The 15,719-nt window shown below is 61.9% G+C and carries 18 protein-coding genes; 12 read left to right on the top strand and 6 right to left on the bottom strand.

Annotated elements, in window-relative coordinates; genetic code table 11:
• Positions 1-557: 557 nt before the first annotated feature.
• Together ABD243_RS19535 and ABD243_RS19530 are read right to left on the bottom strand one after the other, a co-directional pair.
• Positions 558-1,523 (bottom strand): amidohydrolase family protein, encoded by a 966-nt coding sequence (locus tag ABD243_RS19535; protein ID WP_344368041.1) that lies wholly within the window; start codon positions 1,521-1,523, stop codon positions 558-560.
• Between the two features lie 613 nt (positions 1,524-2,136).
• The gene (locus ABD243_RS19530; RefSeq protein ID WP_344368040.1) at positions 2,137-3,207 is read right to left on the bottom strand and encodes an IS110 family RNA-guided transposase; all 1,071 of its coding nucleotides are present in this window, start codon (positions 3,205-3,207) and stop codon (positions 2,137-2,139) included.
• 370 nt (positions 3,208-3,577) lie between these two features.
• Here ABD243_RS19530 and ABD243_RS19525 point away from each other — a divergent pair, with 370 nt between their 5' ends.
• From ABD243_RS19525 to ABD243_RS20975, 4 genes are all read left to right on the top strand, one after another.
• The gene (locus ABD243_RS19525) at positions 3,578-3,958 is read left to right on the top strand and encodes an IS110 family transposase (protein ID WP_425547251.1); all 381 of its coding nucleotides are present in this window, start codon (positions 3,578-3,580) and stop codon (positions 3,956-3,958) included.
• A 243-nt stretch (positions 3,959-4,201) separates the two neighbouring features.
• The gene (locus ABD243_RS19520; RefSeq protein WP_344368039.1) at positions 4,202-4,657 is read left to right on the top strand and encodes a DUF4304 domain-containing protein; all 456 of its coding nucleotides are present in this window, start codon (positions 4,202-4,204) and stop codon (positions 4,655-4,657) included.
• A gap of 547 nt (positions 4,658-5,204) precedes the next feature.
• Positions 5,205-5,666 carry a hypothetical protein gene (locus tag ABD243_RS19515; protein ID WP_344368038.1) on the top strand — a complete coding sequence of 154 codons (462 nt, stop codon included), beginning with the start codon at positions 5,205-5,207 and terminating at the stop codon, positions 5,664-5,666.
• Positions 5,667-5,788: 122 nt separating this feature from the next.
• A complete protein-coding gene (locus ABD243_RS20975) occupies positions 5,789-6,073 on the top strand; it encodes a HEAT repeat domain-containing protein (RefSeq protein ID WP_425547250.1) in 285 nt (94 codons plus the stop codon).
• An 11-nt stretch (positions 6,074-6,084) separates the two neighbouring features.
• Here the strand turns inward: ABD243_RS20975 and ABD243_RS19510 are convergent, their stop codons facing one another.
• Both ABD243_RS19510 and ABD243_RS19505 read right to left on the bottom strand, forming a co-directional pair.
• Positions 6,085-6,825 carry a hypothetical protein gene (locus tag ABD243_RS19510; RefSeq protein ID WP_344368037.1) on the bottom strand — a complete coding sequence of 247 codons (741 nt, stop codon included), beginning with the start codon at positions 6,823-6,825 and terminating at the stop codon, positions 6,085-6,087.
• The gene (locus tag ABD243_RS19505; protein ID WP_344368036.1) at positions 6,825-7,196 is read right to left on the bottom strand and encodes a hypothetical protein; all 372 of its coding nucleotides are present in this window, start codon (positions 7,194-7,196) and stop codon (positions 6,825-6,827) included. Before ABD243_RS19505 ends, ABD243_RS19510 begins: the two co-directional genes overlap by 1 nt.
• A gap of 251 nt (positions 7,197-7,447) precedes the next feature.
• On the opposite strand from ABD243_RS19505, the gene ABD243_RS19500 reads away from it, so the two are divergent.
• The 3 genes from ABD243_RS19500 to ABD243_RS19490 all read left to right on the top strand — a co-directional run bounded on the left by ABD243_RS19500 (position 7,448) and on the right by ABD243_RS19490 (position 10,313).
• Positions 7,448-8,122: a response regulator transcription factor gene (locus ABD243_RS19500; RefSeq protein WP_344368035.1), complete on the top strand. Its 675-nt coding sequence runs from the start codon at positions 7,448-7,450 to the stop codon at positions 8,120-8,122.
• A gap of 122 nt (positions 8,123-8,244) precedes the next feature.
• Positions 8,245-9,321, top strand: coding sequence for a sensor histidine kinase (locus tag ABD243_RS19495; RefSeq protein WP_344368034.1), 1,077 nt, complete (start codon positions 8,245-8,247; stop codon positions 9,319-9,321).
• Complete coding sequence (locus tag ABD243_RS19490) at positions 9,318-10,313, top strand: hypothetical protein (protein WP_344368033.1); 996 nt, start codon at positions 9,318-9,320, stop codon at positions 10,311-10,313. Before ABD243_RS19495 ends, ABD243_RS19490 begins: the two co-directional genes overlap by 4 nt.
• Before the next feature lie 46 nt (positions 10,314-10,359).
• Here ABD243_RS19490 and ABD243_RS19485 read toward each other — a convergent pair whose 3' ends face one another.
• Both ABD243_RS19485 and ABD243_RS19480 read right to left on the bottom strand, forming a co-directional pair.
• On the bottom strand, positions 10,360-12,141 hold the full coding sequence (locus ABD243_RS19485; RefSeq protein WP_344368032.1) for an esterase/lipase family protein: 1,782 nt from the start codon (positions 12,139-12,141) through the stop codon (positions 10,360-10,362).
• Entirely contained in the window at positions 12,105-12,533 is a 429-nt protein-coding gene (locus ABD243_RS19480) for a hypothetical protein (RefSeq protein ID WP_344368031.1), read from the bottom strand. Before ABD243_RS19480 ends, ABD243_RS19485 begins: the two co-directional genes overlap by 37 nt.
• A gap of 342 nt (positions 12,534-12,875) precedes the next feature.
• Here ABD243_RS19480 and ABD243_RS19475 point away from each other — a divergent pair, with 342 nt between their 5' ends.
• The 5 genes from ABD243_RS19475 to ABD243_RS19455 all read left to right on the top strand — a co-directional run bounded on the left by ABD243_RS19475 (position 12,876) and on the right by ABD243_RS19455 (position 15,171).
• Positions 12,876-13,142, top strand: coding sequence for a hypothetical protein (locus ABD243_RS19475; protein ID WP_344368030.1), 267 nt, complete (start codon positions 12,876-12,878; stop codon positions 13,140-13,142).
• Between the two features lie 12 nt (positions 13,143-13,154).
• Positions 13,155-13,898, top strand: a complete 744-nt coding sequence (locus ABD243_RS19470; RefSeq protein ID WP_344368029.1) for a hypothetical protein — start codon at positions 13,155-13,157, stop codon at positions 13,896-13,898.
• A gap of 24 nt (positions 13,899-13,922) precedes the next feature.
• Positions 13,923-14,099 (top strand): hypothetical protein, encoded by a 177-nt coding sequence (locus ABD243_RS19465; protein ID WP_344368028.1) that lies wholly within the window; start codon positions 13,923-13,925, stop codon positions 14,097-14,099.
• A gap of 46 nt (positions 14,100-14,145) precedes the next feature.
• The gene (locus ABD243_RS19460) at positions 14,146-14,493 is read left to right on the top strand and encodes a hypothetical protein (RefSeq protein ID WP_344368026.1); all 348 of its coding nucleotides are present in this window, start codon (positions 14,146-14,148) and stop codon (positions 14,491-14,493) included.
• 384 nt (positions 14,494-14,877) lie between these two features.
• The gene (locus ABD243_RS19455; RefSeq protein WP_344368025.1) at positions 14,878-15,171 is read left to right on the top strand and encodes a hypothetical protein; all 294 of its coding nucleotides are present in this window, start codon (positions 14,878-14,880) and stop codon (positions 15,169-15,171) included.
• Positions 15,172-15,719 lie beyond the last annotated feature (548 nt).

Here is a 15,719-nt window from a genome sequence, read left to right as displayed (position 1 = left end):
GATCGCACCGATCTTTCCGTAGATGACCTCGGCACCCTTGGTGAGGCCGAAGTGGGCCCCAATGAAGGATTCGTTCAAATCCCTCGCCGGAACCGCGTACTGATCGATGCTGCCGCCTGGGAAGATCATGTGTTCCTTTCGTAGGTGGACCTTGTCGTGCCGATCCTACGGGAGCGGCAATATGCGGCGTCGGGCTTGTTGCTTGCCCTCTACAGCATGATCGCCGAGGGTATGTGAAGCAGATTTTCTGAGCCTTGGCCGAACGATCGGCTGCCGGACTCTAAAAGTGGGTCAACGAGAGCAGATGGTTGTTCCACTCCTTGTCGGCATATCAGCGCAGGTAGGGCGACCGGCCCTCGGGCGTTACAACGCCTACATATGCCTTGTGTGGACCGCTCCCGACGTAGGCAGTGCCCTTTTTTGACGTCTATCCATTCGACCATGCAGCGACGCACCGGGTGGAAAGGTCCTCGCTGCGAAAAGCGGCGGCGAGCCATAGAGGCAGGAAGATCTCCACTGGAACCCCTGGCCAGGGAGCGCAACGCGCACAATATGAATTAATCCTGATCAGGCCTCAGCCGGGGAAACAGCGCCTCGGAATTGCCGCGGTCTATGGCCGCGCGCAGGGAGGGGTCCAGCGGATAGTTCTCATACTGCAGGTTCAGGAAGTCGATCGCCGCGGAGGGGGCGAAGGGGAAGTCAGTGCCGTATGTGATGCGGCCCGGGTCAGCTACCTCGAGCAGGCTGGGCAGGGCCGCCGGGCTGGCGGACAGGGCCACGTCGTAGTAAAAACGCCGCAGGACGGACTGCTTCTTATCTCCCAGCGCGGCCAGCGCGCTGAGTGCCAGGTCCTTATCGTTGAGCATCGTCAGCAGGATCCTGTGGGCGATGTAAGGCACGAAGCCGCCCGCGTGGGCGAGGATGAACCTGATTCCCGAGAACTTTTCCATCGCACCGGACAGGATCAGGCTGATAGCAGTGCGGGTGGTGTCGAGCATGAAATCTGCGGCAAAGGCGGGTATGCCCGGCACCGCCGGGGCCGGCAGTTCAGCGGGGTGGATGAACACTACGGCCTGGCGGTGGTGCAGGAACTCCAGCAGAGGCTCAAAGCCAGGATCGCCCAGATAGCGCCCGGCGTTGTTGGCCAGCAACACGATCCCGTCCGCGAGAAGGGTGTCCAGGGCGTACTGGGCCTCCGCCAGGGCGCCTTGCACGTCCGGCAGCGTGAGCGTCGCGAAGAACCCGAACCGCTCAGGCCGGGCCGCGACCACCTCTGCACTGTATTCATTGATCTCCCGGGCCCGCCGCCGTGCCTCCGCAGCGTCCCCGAAGTACACGCCGGGCGTGGACAGGGACAAGATGCCGGTCTGCACGTCGTGCCTGTCCATGAACTTTAACGCTGAGCGCTCGGACCACGACGGCAGGCCAATGCCGCCGGGGTGTATTCCCTTTTCAAGCATCCAGCGCGCATACCCAGGCGGAACGATGTGCTGGTGAGTGTCAATGCGGTACGGCCGGCCCATCCGGATCCTTGTCCACGTGCTCGTTTCGCTGATACGCGGGACCCTCAGCGGATGTGAACAATCTACTCGCAAACCCGACCCATGAGCAGACCGCCTGACGGCCTGGGACCGGGCTAGACCTTCAGCGGGCGCCCTCCGAAATCGTGTGCACCAACCGCCGCGGGCGCTAGGAGTCGTTCACTTAGCGGCATAGCCGAGTTTCGCCGGATCGACCACAATTAGCTGGCCTATCCGCTTGCCCCTACTGGCAGCAACGGCATGGTGGGGAGAAGGGGCACCGGTACATGTGCCGCACCGCCCACGTTAGGGGAACAACCCAGGAGCAACAGCACAACCCGCAGACGCTATCCCGGAATGACGACCGCCAAGTACCTCGGCTCTTAGCAATAGGCCCCAGGAATCCATTGACAACATCATTGAGATTCCTTCGGGTGTTGCCGGGTGATTCCGTGGCCGTTGTAGGGTCGTGGCTACCCGGGGGAGAGGGGTATGGCTTTGTTGCTGTGGCCGGACGGCTCACGTCGTGACGGCTCCGAAGGATTGGCCGCCCGCCACCCCGCGATGACCCGACCGCTGACCCTTCTATGCCTTGCGGTCAAGTCTCGGGCGCTGGTCAAACAGCCGACGGCTGTTCGGGTTCGGCCAGGAGGCGGCTTAGGCAGCGGAAGAGTTGTCGGGCGATGTAACGCTTGAGGCATCGGCGGATCTCCCGTCGGGTTTTGCCCTCGCTCAACCGGCGTTCGACGTATGCGCGGGTGGCAGGGTGATTCGACATGCGCACGCGTGCGACGATCTCGAGCGCACGGTTTAGCTGTCGGTCACCGCCGCGGTTGAGCCGGTGCCGGACCGTGTTGCCGCTGGAAGCAGGCAGGGGTGCGGCACCGGCGAGGGCGGCGAAGGCGGCTTCGGAACGGACTCTGCCCTTGTGGGAGTAGGCGGTGAGCACGATCGCTGCGCTGACGGGCCCGACACCGTGGATGTCCAGCAGCCCGGGCGCGAGTTCGTTGACGTGGCTGGTCAGTGCCGCGTGGTTGTCCTCCATCTGTCGGGTCAGATCGAGGACCGAGGCCACGAGCCTGCGGGCTTCGTCCCGGATCGTCCGGGTGGGCGTGTCGTCGTCACGCCGCGCCCGCCAAGCGGCCACGGCGCGCACCTGGGCGTCGGTTAGAGGCTTCCTGGCATCGATGCCGAGATTGAAACTGCGCAGCAGCGCGGTGAGCATGTTCCGGTCCCCGGTCCTGCGGCTGTCTATTGCGCGCCGAGCCACGGGCAAAACCCTCAATGCTGAGCGGATCCCGTCCGCTCTTGGGGCCGCCAGCGCTTCTGCCTCCGAGGCAAGGGCTGTGCGGGCCGCGGCCACGGCATCGATCTCATCCGACTTTCCTTTCCCGGTGCGGGAGGCACGTCTAGGTGGGCGGACGTCACAGACCGCGATGCCTTCCGCCCGGAGGGTGCGGATGAGGTTGGCCCCGTAGGAGCCCGTGCCCTCGATCGCGACCAGCACCTTCCCGGTCGAGTGTCGCTGTATCCAGGTCAACGCGCGCGCCAGTCCGGCCGCGTGCGTGGGGAACGTCGCCGAGCCCGCGGTGCGTCCCGTGCCGGCGTCGAGTATTGCATAGGTGTGCGTCTGGGCGTGAGTGTCCACGCCGATGACATGTTGGTATTGCTCTGCCACGATGGTCACGCCATGGCTCCTTCCGTGCCGAGGGATATTGCCGTACGGCGTCGGTCTGGAAGAGGAGCTGTTGCGAGGCGCATCTCTAACGAGCCACGCGGACCGGAGATCCTCCGAACGCGGGCAACCTTCTATCAAGCCATCGGAACAGGCCAGACCAACGCCGACCCCGCGACCCGGGCAAGTCAGCGGAAAGGCACCCCGGAGGGGCCAGATAGAGACCGAGCCACGCGAAGCGGGATCGAACGCCAGTCTGCCAGCCAGTCCCAGACCAGCCATCCACCATTAGAGATTGAGAAACCCGACATGATCGCCGGATAAGGACACGACGGCGCGGTTATCTGCCGGGATCCACCCAACCGACAGACTGAAGGCTGTTTTGGTGCACCTATGGGCCGGTATCGATGCCGGCAAAGCCCACCACCACTGCGTCGTGATCGACGCCGACGGAAACCGGCTGCTCTCCCAACGAGTCCCCAACGACGAACCCGCCCTGCTCCAACTCCTCGCCGGCGTACTCGAAGTTGCAGACGGTGACGAGGCGATGTGGGCGACCGATCTGAACCACGGCGGGCCGGCGCTGCTGATCGCCATCCTCGTCGCCCACGGCCAGAACATCCTCTACATCCCGGGCCGGATCGTCCGCCACGCCTCCAAGCTCTACCGCGGGGAAGGCAAAACCGACGCGAAAGACGCCGCACAACGATTAGCAAGGAAGTTGTGGCATCCTTGGACAAGATCCGTTCAAGTTCCCCGTTAGTTGATCGGCATGAGCGAGCGATCTCCCAGAGATGACGCCCTGGTTGGCGGGTTGGATGACTGGCAGCACGCATCACGGATTTATGGCAGTACCCGACCGGCAGGGCTTCGTGACTTCGCATCAAGGAGGACCTTCACTCTTGGCCTTATTGCCGAATTGCTCGTTGAGGGGCTCATGGTTGCGGGCGATGCGGGCGAGCAGGGACATCGTCCCTGGCCGTGCCCGCCTCACCTACGGAGGATCATGACCTCGAACGTCATTCAAGCAACCTTTGACGGCTTCATGAAGGGCGCCGGCTTCTCGAAGAGGAGCGGATCGTGGTACCGAATCACTGATGAGGTGATCACCGTGGTCGAACTGCAGAAGTCGCAGTACGGATTGCAGTATTACGTGAACCTTGCACTATGGCTGCGCCCCCTCGGAGAGGTGAAGACCCCGAAGGAGCAGGCGTGCCATCTTCGGACGCGCCTCTCGAGGCTTGATGGAAGCGAGGAGGGCCGGCTCTCGTCACTGCTGGACCTCGACGTGCCGACGCCTGAAAGGGAGCGGGCCGAGAATCTGTTGGCTTTTCTCACTACCCACCTGGCGCCTGTCCTGGAGGCGGTTGTCAGCCTCAACAGTCTGCGCCACGAGGCAGGGCAGAAGGTGGTCGCCGCGTCGTTGGTCATGGGTCCAGCGAGAGAGCTATTGACCGCGTAGGTGCCGTCTTCAGCTCATTGCTGTCGTCACTCGAGGGATCATTTGGACGTCGACAACATCTGGGACCGCTGTCGAACGTGCAACCGTCAGAAGGGCGCGCAAACCCTCGACGAATGGAATGGATACCCGTGACGAGTCCGACAATGCAGCCCCAACTCCCTTACGAGACGAAGTCGTATGTCTGCATCCACGTCTTCGATCGGATCCGGCCGGTGCTGTGTCTGACTCGCCCGGACGGTGATTGGTGCGCACTGTGCGGTGGTGATCATCCAGACGACGCGAGCTCTTACCGTGTCGTCGGGATCGGACACGTTGTCGATTACGACCCGTCGGTGGCGGAGGTGCTTGATCTTCGCCCGAATCAAGAAGCCGAGCGTGAAGCGGTTGGGGAGCCATGGCGGCGGTCCGACTTCCAGGACGCGTGCTCTTCGTCGCGCTCATTCCGGCCATGAGCAGCACCGGTTCGGTTGAGGGATGCGGCCGGCCTGGTTTCCTGGCTGCGGGTGCCGGTGTTCTTGCCTGCTTCCTTCTGACCGGGTGCGCCGGCATGGCCGGGAACAGATATTCTCCGGCGGGTACAGAGACCGGCCGCAACAGCACCAGTACCCCCACCAGTACCCCGCACAGCGACAGCGATCCGGGGGACCAGAAGCTGCACATGCTCGCCGCGGATCCCGTCATGGCTGATCTGCCGGCAGGGCTGGTCAAAACGAAAGAGAAAGACGCTCCGGCCCACTACGAAACCCCCGTCTTCGGTTCAGGTGGCTCCTTCGGTGCCAGCGTGGTCGTCAGCTTCACCAGCGCCGCCAGCCTCCCTGACATCTACAAAATGGTCGGGGACAACGCCGCCCGAAACGGCTGGGTAGGCACGGCGGTCGACTCCACAGGCATGACCGACCGGTGGGCGAAGACCTATCCCGAGGGAAGCGTGTCAGCCTTGCTCCTGACCTGCAAGGATCCGAGCGCGACAACATCCACACGCTCCTGCACTCTGGACGGCGGGATCTGAGATCACCGAGTCCGTGGGCGTGACACCGCCCGGACCGGGCCGGCAGTCCGTTGGCATGCGCGTTCTTCGTATCGCGATCCTGGTTGCTGACAATTGACCCGCGGTACGGCAAGGCCCGTGGAATGGTCTTCCTGGGTATGGGCCGGTCCAAAAGGCCCGAAGCTGTCGATATTCTCATCAGGCATCTCGATGACCCGGTCGTCAGCGGGCACACGGTCAAAGCCCTCGGAATGCTGCGCGATCCCCGGGCACGCGCAGGACTCGAGTCAATGACAGCAGATCGGCGCACCTGGGTTCGCGAAGCTGCGGAAAGGCCCTGTCCAGGCTCCGATGAGGGTGTCACCAGACGAACGGGTCGGCCGTGGTCCCCTGAAGTTGGCCGAACACGCAACCGCCCCGGAACTTAACCTCGCGCGGATCAGGACAAAGTCGAAGCCGCTATCTTTTGGAACGCGAGACGGGCCGCCGCGACAAGGTCTTTCTGGCTGACTCCCATCCCGGAGATTCGTACGACGGTGTTCTTGACCGGGAAAACGATGATTGTGTCGGTCGTACTCGCTGTTGCGGTCCAGGCAATTGCTCCGTCAGGCAGCCCAGCAATGTTCTGCGGACTGATGGTGAATGGAGTGTTTTGAGGCGTGCTGAACATTGCGCACTCCGGGAGTTTGGCCTGTAACGTGTGGATGTACGACTGCGCACTACTTTCGTCCGAAAACACCCGTATCGCTTGTGAATAATCGCTTTGGCTTGTGCTGGAATCGAAGTCGATGACTGGCAGCGACCATGACGGGTCTGCCGGCGTTTCGGTGGCGAAAACCGGAACTTGAATCGTCGTGAAACGACAAGGTCCTTCATTTGCCTGCGATTGAACCCAATCGCCAAGAGTTCGGGTGAAGTTGATTTGGAGGCCGGTCGGGATGCTTGTCTGTCCAGCCAGATCCGCCGCGGTCGGCATAAGCCCGGAGACCGCTGACGGCCCAATTCCCGACGGAGTGGGCGCGGAACTCGGCGTTGCCGAAGCCGTCACTTGTTGAGTGCCCGCGGGCTGCGTTGCTGGCGCTGATGCACATCCGGCAAGACATAGCCCCGCCGTCGCCAACCCTATCGCGATCTTTGATACCGCAAACCGCTCCCTAAACGGCGACACGTTGCCGACCATTATTGCCGCGCCATCGAGTACAGACGGCTTCCGGACGAACTATAGACGGTGGCCGAATCATTGCTGCTGAATTCCACCTCGAATGAGGCCTGGTTCGGCGGCTGCGATACAACGAGTGAATAGCGGCCGTCGCTGGCCTTCTTGTCGGAGAAGGAACATGACATCGGACCGCCAATGTCCAGTGGCTTGGTGCCGTTGTAGTACATGCCCTGGCAGGAGCCGTTGGATGTGATGATCTTCAGCCCGGTGCCGTCGTCGGCTTTCCAGTTTCCCGTCAGAGTTGGTGCGGGCCCGCATGCTGATATTACCGTGGCGATGACGGCTCCGGCTCCGGCCAGGACGATGCGCCGCGGCGTGATGTGATGGCTCATTTGTCCCCTAACGTTCCCCGGTACCTGTTTACCGGCTGTGGCCGAAACTACAGACATCACGGGTCTTCCGCGATGGGTTTTCGCCGTCCGGGGCTTCGTTGTCATCCGAAGTGGGGACGGATGTTCCGTACCAGGACCCGGGAGCGTCACAGTTGGCACAATTTCGTGCGCCGTGGAGACTGATGCTGGTCATCGGCGGCCGGTGACCACGATGGGGGTGTCGCATGAATGTGCAAGAAGTCCGTGCCTGTGTGATTGATGATCACGAGGCGGCGATGATCGGCTTCGAGGGAGGCATCCTCCGGGACGGCAAATCACCTGCGGTCACCTTCGCGGGTATGGCACCTACTGTCGATGCCTTTCTGAAGGCAGGTCGCCGTATCTGCGACGTCGTTGCGCTGGACCTTCAGTTGGCCGACGGGTCGCGGCCAGGAGACAACACGGCCAGGCTGATCGCTGCCGGCTACAAGGTACTGGTCTTCACCAGCGGGGATAATCAGGCCTACCTCCAGGAAGCCCTGGCGAACGGCGCGTTGGGAGTCTCCCTGAAATCCGAACCCATGGCCGAGACGGTTAACAAGCTGCGCAGGGTGGCGGCCGGCGAAACGATCGACAATCTTGAGCTCGCTGCCGCCATCGAGGTGGACACGGACTTTGTCGAAGCCAACCTCTCCGAGCGTGAACGCGAATGCCTGGCGATGTATGCGACCGGGTATGGCCAGGCCCAGGTGGCGCGTCGGATGGGCATCGCTGCGAGCACCGTGAAGACGAACGTCGACCGGATCCGTGAAAAGTATGAGGCCGCCGGACGTCCTGCGGACACCAAAGTCGAGCTGTATATCCGCGCAGTCGAGGACGGGATCCTGCCTCCACCGCAGCCCAAGCGCAAATGGGCTGCCTCGTCCCGGACGGATGTGGGGCAGTGAAAGTGTTCGCAGGAGTTCCAACAGGTCTCTCGGCCAGGGACACCCACAAGTTGATGGGCCGGGGTATCTCCGCCTTTGCCCTGCTGCTTCTCTTGCAGACATCAGGCCAGATTCTTACCCAGATGCAGTGGACCGCGGGTTGGTGGGAGACCGTCTTTATGTGGGCCTTCCTGGGGCTTCTGGCCGTGTTCGTGGCGGCTTCCATCCGCGGCCGCGGACTTACCTGGACCGCAGCGGTCTTGTCGGGACTTGTCATGTTCGGCCTGATCCTCTGGCCCGCAGCCGTTCCCTCGAGCGTTCCGGCCACCATCGGAACACCCTGGCTGTGGGCCATGATCAATGTAGGCGCGGTTTGGTGCGCGTTCGCGTTCGGGACGGTCGTCGGCTGTGCCTACGCGGTCTTCATCGGGGGAGTCTTCGCCGTCATCAGAACCATGCCCCAGTCGGCATCGGCGTCCTTGCCGGTCGCATTGGAGGATGCGGCCTTCTCGACGGTCATGGGCCTGACCATTTGCGTGACGATCGGCATTCTGCGGCATGCCGCGCAGCGGGTTGACAGCGCGGCTGAGGCAGCCATTGTCCAATATCGTGACGCTGCCGCGGAGACCGCTGTGAGCAATGAACGCCTCCGGCTGGATGCTCTTCTTCATGACAGCGTCATGACCGTGTTGATTACCGCGGCCCAGTCCGGTTCGACCAGGGAGCGCCAGGCAAGCGCCAAACTGGCCGGAAGCGCCCTGGAACGACTCGACAAACAGGGCACCGAGGCGCCCGAGGTCGCGCCGGCTACCGTCACTGAACTCGCTGCCCGCATCCGGTTTACCGTGGACGACGGCGTGGAGGACCCTGAAGTCCTGGTCAGCTGCGACTCCCCGGAGCACCTTGTCCTTCCGGGAGAGATCGTGCGAGCGGTGTTCGAAGCGACCACAGAGGCCGTCATGAACGCGGCACGCCACTCCGGTGCGACACGCTGCGAGGTCCGGGTAGCAGGCCACAAGACCGCGGAAACCGCCCGGGTGGCTGTGTCCATCAAAGACAACGGCACCGGCTTCAACCCCGAACTGGTCTCGGACCGAAGACTCGGCATCAGGGTGTCCATCATCGGCCGCCTCGATGCCGTGGGCGGGACAGCCGACGTCATCTCAGCCCCTGGTGCGGGGACCGAAGTCCGCCTTTCCTGGGCGGGGGCGGCAGCATGATCCGCGCGATCTCCATGACCGTCATGACGCTGCTCTGCGCGGTATTCGCCACCCTGCACGTCACCTTGGGTCTGCTGTCGCTGGACATGGTCTCCTCCGTATGGCCGTCCTTGACAGCAATGGCCATCTACCTTGCCGCAACCGTCCTGGTGCTCATTCCGGGACCGGGGTCCCTGCCCCTGGGGCGGGCCTTCGTTGCCGTTGCCGCCGTGGTGGCGATGACGATCCTCGTTGACGGCGTCCTGCCCAAAACCACCTGGCCGGGGTATGCCTCCTGGCATATGGCAGCCACCTACACCTTGCTGGTCGTGGTCAACCTGCGTGGCCGCGTGGCCGTCTCTTGGCTCGGGGCAGCCTGCTCCGTCGCACTTCTTGCCCAGTGGGCGGCAGGCACCACCATGGGCCTTGTTGGAGGCCTCATGTTGAGCATCGCAACTGTGGGTTGGTTGACGATCGCCACCGGGATCGGCCACCTGCTGCGCACCAACGACGGAAAGGTGGCCCAATACGCCGGCGACGCACGCGCGGCCGCCGATTGGTACGCCGCCGAACGAGCACTCAACCTCTCCCGCACCCAATGGCTCCAGCACGTCCGCGACGTCACAGTTCCCGCCTTGGCTAAAGTCGCAGACCCTGACAAAGAACTCTCCGACGCCGACCGGCAGGAGCTACGCCTGATCGAAGCTCAGCTCCGCGACGAGATCCGCGGCCGCGTGCTGGCGACCTCGGAGGTGGTAGCGGCAGCTCGTCGTGCCCGGGAGCGCGGCGTGGTCGTCCAGCTCCTTGACGACCGTCACCAGGAGCTGGCGCCCCGCATGCTCGCCGCCGTCTCCGAAAGGATTGTCAGCCTGCTCAACCAGGCCCGCGGCGGCACCGTCACAGCGCGTGTACGACCCCAAGGGCGAGCTGCCACAGTCACCATTCTGGCGTCAACACCAGACGAGCAAGACCCAACGCTCGTAGAGCTCACCGACGGGCCAATTGATACTTAACTTCTCCTTGGGGGCGATTGCCCCGGATTCCAGTGCGTATGGCGTCCTAGCGGTAGGCCCGGAGCACTTCGACAAGCTGTGGAGTTGAGCCTTCTGTTCCTACTGCCACCTGCCAGTATCCTCGCGGACTCTTCCCCTCGTAGACAATGTTTCCGAATTTGGCGATGTTCGGACTGTTAGACCACAGAACGTAGGGATAACTACTACCGTCGTTCGTGCAGGCTCCGGACCAGAAATCGTATCCCGGGGGTGTTCGGGGGCCCCCTCCGATGGAAAGGTGACATTTCATGCCGTTGGCGAGTTCCATGTAGAACGGTGCACGGTTGGGGTCGGTCGTTCGAGGGCCGGCCGGGTCTTCATGAATTCCATTGAGGAGTACCCATGACGAGGGACTCGATCCAAGGCAGGCGAACGTGTCATGGGATCCGGGCTTGGCAATACATGGGTCGTAAACACCATTCCCCGAGAAGCAGCGGAAGGTATCAGCGCGGTTCGCGACACTTCCGGCTATACAATCGCCACCGGTCAAAGATGACGCGATTTTCGGGCCCCCGGTATCGTTCCACGGGTTGATCTTAATGGTTTCGGTTCCTACGAAGCGAGACTGCACGTCGTCATTAATATAACCAAGCATCGAGTTGGCGAGCTGTTGGACCCGCATAAGATTTGCGTGGAAGCAGGGAATCGACGTGCCTTCCAAAATCGATCTCCCGGCTTCATCGGTGCTGATCAGGTGAAGCTTCTCCGCGACCGTTTCCCCGGATTGTTGTGCGACGTTCAGACTCACTTTGCAGGTGGCAATGTCTTTCGTCGTAGAACCGGCGGTCGCTGAGCTTGTAGGAACAATGAGGTCGCCACCGCTAGAGGGGAACTCCGATAGGGGAAGTCCAAGTATGCTTCCGTATCTGGCATTGAACTTCACATCGCCCGCCAATGCATGCACGGGGAGAGTCGAAGGCCATTTCAGTAAGGCAGACAGCTGGGATGATCCAGTAGCGAGTCCGGCCGCACCTGATCCACCGAATGCCCGGAGCCCGTTGGTCAGCCCGGCGCATGTGCTCGAGTCGAGGGACTTTGAAGCCTCCGTGCACGCTGAAGTAATACTGTTCACGACGGCAGCGATCATGGAGTAGCCAGGTGACCTGGTTAGTAGAACTTTCGGATCGCTGCTTTTGATGTATGCGGCGATGTCGGATCCCGTGTTCGGCGTGCCGAAGGTGATCACCTGGCTCAGGGCCCCAACCAATGACGGGTCGGTCTGAAGCGCCTCGCGGGTCGCGAGTCCTCCCATTGAGTGGGCTACCACAATCGGTTTCTGCCCGGACTTCTCGCTGAGGCATTTGAGCGCTGTAGCCAAGGCTGGACCGATGCTCGGGTCGGTCACCCATAGCGCCGATTTATCGTAGTAGTCGAATGTATAGGCGACGGTGCCGGGGATTTCCTGGATGTTGCCTATCAAGGTGCGAATCGATGGCTGGGTATTCTCACGGAGCTGAGTGAGGTCAACGGTGTGAGAGAAAGTACCCTTCATGCTGTCGTCATGAACCGAGCTGCCGGTCCAGCCATGGACCATCACTACCGGCACCCGGATTCCGCTGCTATTGGGCTTGTAGGTTAGTTTCGAATCGTCGTTGGCTCGATCTCTATCCAGAATGGGGGCCAGGGCGAGCTGTCCGTTCGTGCACGCAGTGCTCCATTCCGGACCGGCATCAGCCCTTGCCACTGGCAGCATTCCCTGGACGAGCAAAACGAAAGTGAGCGCCTGCACCACGACGAGTGTGACAAAGGATCTCAACCATCGGCGCCGATGGTGTAAAGCAACTTCCACGAGCCCTCCTCCAGTGTCATGAATGCTAGGTAATATTTGGGCTCGCTCTTCGGGTAAGTCACCTTTATGGTCATGGTGCCGGCACCGAGCGCTGTCGATTCCCATGTGTTCGGCTCGGGTTCGATCGTTGTCCCCGCGGGGGCTGCAGTCAGAGGGCTAGAAGCTACGAGGACCTTAACTTCCTCGGCTGAACCGTTGACTGGGTCTGTGGGGAAGGCCTCAAGGGCGCCTGCAACTGCTTGCGCTTCATTCGGTGTGGGGGAAGCGTTCTGGGACGCTGTAACTGGTTTCGCCTGAGGGTTGTTTTCGAACCAGCCGAACGGTTTTGAGAGCACGAGGATCGCTACTAGCACCGCAGCAACAGCGGCAATTGCGACCACGAGTTTCTTCAATTGCCCCTCCAAGTTGATGGTTCTAAGCCCCGCCGCCATGTTGCATCCGTCGGAATCACGGACCGACAAAAGGCAAGTGGGCCCATTGCGGGAAGTGTTAGCTCTTAGTATGCAGAACCTACACGAACACGGTCCTTGAAGTCAGCGTGTCCGTCACGCACCGGCCTTCTGTACCCCTTTCTGAGGACAAATTCTCCACTTGCCCGTCAAACCCTTCATTGCCGGCTGGCTGCGTCGATAGCATCCATCAAGATCTCCGCCACGGTACCGAAACCGGGCCGGATCTCGTAGGCCGGAAGCGATTGCTTTTGGCCTTCTGCCGAAACGAAGGGGAGGGCGATTTTGACCGCCTTAGTAGTCATTAGCTACATCGTGAATGCCGCAGTGTTTGTCTACGCGTTCACCCGCCCGAGCTCCGCCTGGCTGGCCGCGGACCGCAACCGATCCTTCTGGCTGGTGCTGCTTGCCATTCTCGGCCTGATGGGGGTTCTTGGGATAGCTGCGGATGTCGCCTTCCTGGTCGGAGTCCTGCCGCGCATGCTCGTGCCGGCCGATCCGCCTTCGCCCGAGGATCCGAAAGTCCGCGCCAACCCGTTTACCAAGAACTGATCGGAGCATCCCGTGGTTTACAGCCCATTGACGGTCACAGAGCCGGGTGAGCTGGATTCTTTCGCCTACCCGAGCCTGACGGAAGACCTGAAGCTCATCTGGGACGGGCTCGATGGGGACATCATCGGCCCCATCCACGCCTCGGCGGCCTCAGTGCACCTTTATGACAACAACCGCAGCCAATTCCGCAAGATCGCGTCCGTGGAGGACGTCCGAATCGACTGCTACGTGACCGAATCGCGGTTCGCCATGATCTGCGAGAAGTACGACAAGGGCGGCGGCTGGATCGGGGGAGGCGCCGCCCTTGTCCTGAACGCCGGGAGCAAGATCCTGGCCGCCAACCGCCGCCGCGGCAAAGCACTAACGGGACACCTGCGCTACGCCTGGGTGCGACAGATCCTGTTCCAGCGCAAGGAAGGATTCCTGGGGATCGAGGCTCTCCGACTGGTCTACAAGTCAGAGGGCGCCAACATGTACCTTCAGCTGACCCTGGACAAGTCGACCGACAGCGCCGCCTTGGCCCACGAGCTGATGGAACGAACGGTCGCATACCGCAAAGCCGACACCGATCCATTCGACGCTGAGGAAGCCGAAGCCTTCGAGCGACTTCTGGCAGCGGGCCAGGCCATCCAGGAGACGGGCGCGATGGGCAAGTACGAGCTTCCAACGAGTTGGCCGGCCGGCTCCGCGGCACAGTTCGCGCCGCCGGCGCCACCCTCGACGATCACCAGCAACGACTCAGGCCCCAACAATTAATTGCCCGTCAAGAAAGGTCCCACCATGAACACCAAGAAGAACGTAGTCACGTGGATCGGCGTCATCCTTATCGCTATCGCCGCCTTCAAAACGTCCGTCCTCGGGTACTACCCCCGCGAAATGGTATGGATCATCCCGCTCTATGTCGTTGGGGCCGTTGTGGCCCTGGTCGGACGGAAGATGCCCGCCGAGAAGTCCTGATACCTCCCTTTGTACAACCTCTCCATCGCACCTTGAGGACAGTCCCATGAACGCTCACACTCCAACACAACAACGGAAAACCCGCACTGCCCTGCCCGCGGCCCTGGCCGTTCTCACCGCCATCGCATCCACCATGCTTCTGTCCGGCTGCAACGGCGCAGGCTCTACGACGTGCGACCAGTATGCCGCCCAATCCTTCAACGATCGCCAAAGCACCGAAAGAGCACTGCTGTCCGCGCACGACCTGGATCAGAATTCGATCGGAAACACCATGGGGCTCCTCAACGCACTCAATTCGTACTGCGGAGTCTCCGGCCTAGGCAGTGAAAAGGCTGGCCAAAACGGAAGCAGCCCCCTGGACAAGGCGGTTAACTGGTCCGCCAAGAACTGGTGAGACCGACCCAACGGTCCTGGGCACCTTCTGGATGCTCCTGGGCGTCGCCGGGCTCATCGCAGCCCTTGCCGGCAAAACCCCGGGCCACGAACACGGGTTCTAGGTCGGACCCCTCACGATCGCTTACTCCATCTATCTCTACCGCGGTGGACGCTGGGGCTTCTTCATCATTTAGGTGCCGGCAACCCCAGCGGTATGCGTCTTGTGAAGGCGGCGGAGCATTTCCGGACCGATCGCGGGCATGCCCGGTGCGATGGCCTTCACAGTCGTCACGTTTCACCAAAAACTTTCAAACCGGGGGAGTGATGACTTTGCGCTTGGGCCCACTGGCTATCGAAATTCAACACTTCCACCACACGGCGCCGGCCTCCGCGCTTTCCCGCCATGGCAGCCCTGTGGGCACTGTCAGCCACGACCTCGCTGACAGGCTGCTCCAACGCCGGCGCCGCCACCTGCGATCAGTACGCCGCGAAATCCGGCAGCGAACGGTCTGCAACGGAGAAGGCACTTCTGGAAGCACACGACCTCGAACCGAAGGCACTCGGAAACTCCCTCGGTGTCGTCACAGCCATCAACTCGTACTGCGGCATGAACGGCATCCAGGACAAGGAGACCCCGAAAAAGAACGGGGGCAGTCCAATCGAGAGTGCCGTCAACTGGTCAGCCAATTGCTGGTGACCCCGTGACCTGCACTCGACCACTCGCACCGGCGAGCATAAAGGGGACTTGCCTGAAAGGTAGGCACCGTATGCAGCCCAGCTCAGCACCGTCAGCCATGCCAGAGACGACATTGTCGACCGGCCTTGAAGCGGCAGTCCTGCAACGGAGAGATGCCCGCACCGCGCGGCAGGCTCTGCCGGGACAGCCAGCCCTGAATGGCCTGTACCGGCCACGCCGGCACTGGACCCCTGTGTCGCTGACGGGAGGGTCCCCATCACTGCCGAATCATGGCGGCTCTGCATATTCCACTTCGGCCTGTGACATTGCAGAAAAACCGCAGGTCACAGCGTAGACGGGGCTCATGATGCCCGATATTCTTGGCCCACTCTCATGGGGGGCGGTGGCAGCCCAACGGCTGCCACTTGGAGGTGGCTGTCTAGCCACATTAGTGACTGGACTTTGCATGCGTAATCACAGTGTCTCCAGAACCATTACTGGCGTGTTCGCAGTCATGCTTCTACTCGGCGGGTATCTACAATTCCCCACTGGATCGGCGACGGCGGCCA

The sequence above is a fragment of the Arthrobacter humicola genome, from assembly GCF_039531445.1.
Classification (GTDB): Bacteria; Actinomycetota; Actinomycetes; order Actinomycetales; family Micrococcaceae; genus Arthrobacter; species Arthrobacter humicola.
Note: the sequence above shows the minus strand (reverse complement) of the source record. Positions and strands in the feature narration are given on the sequence as shown.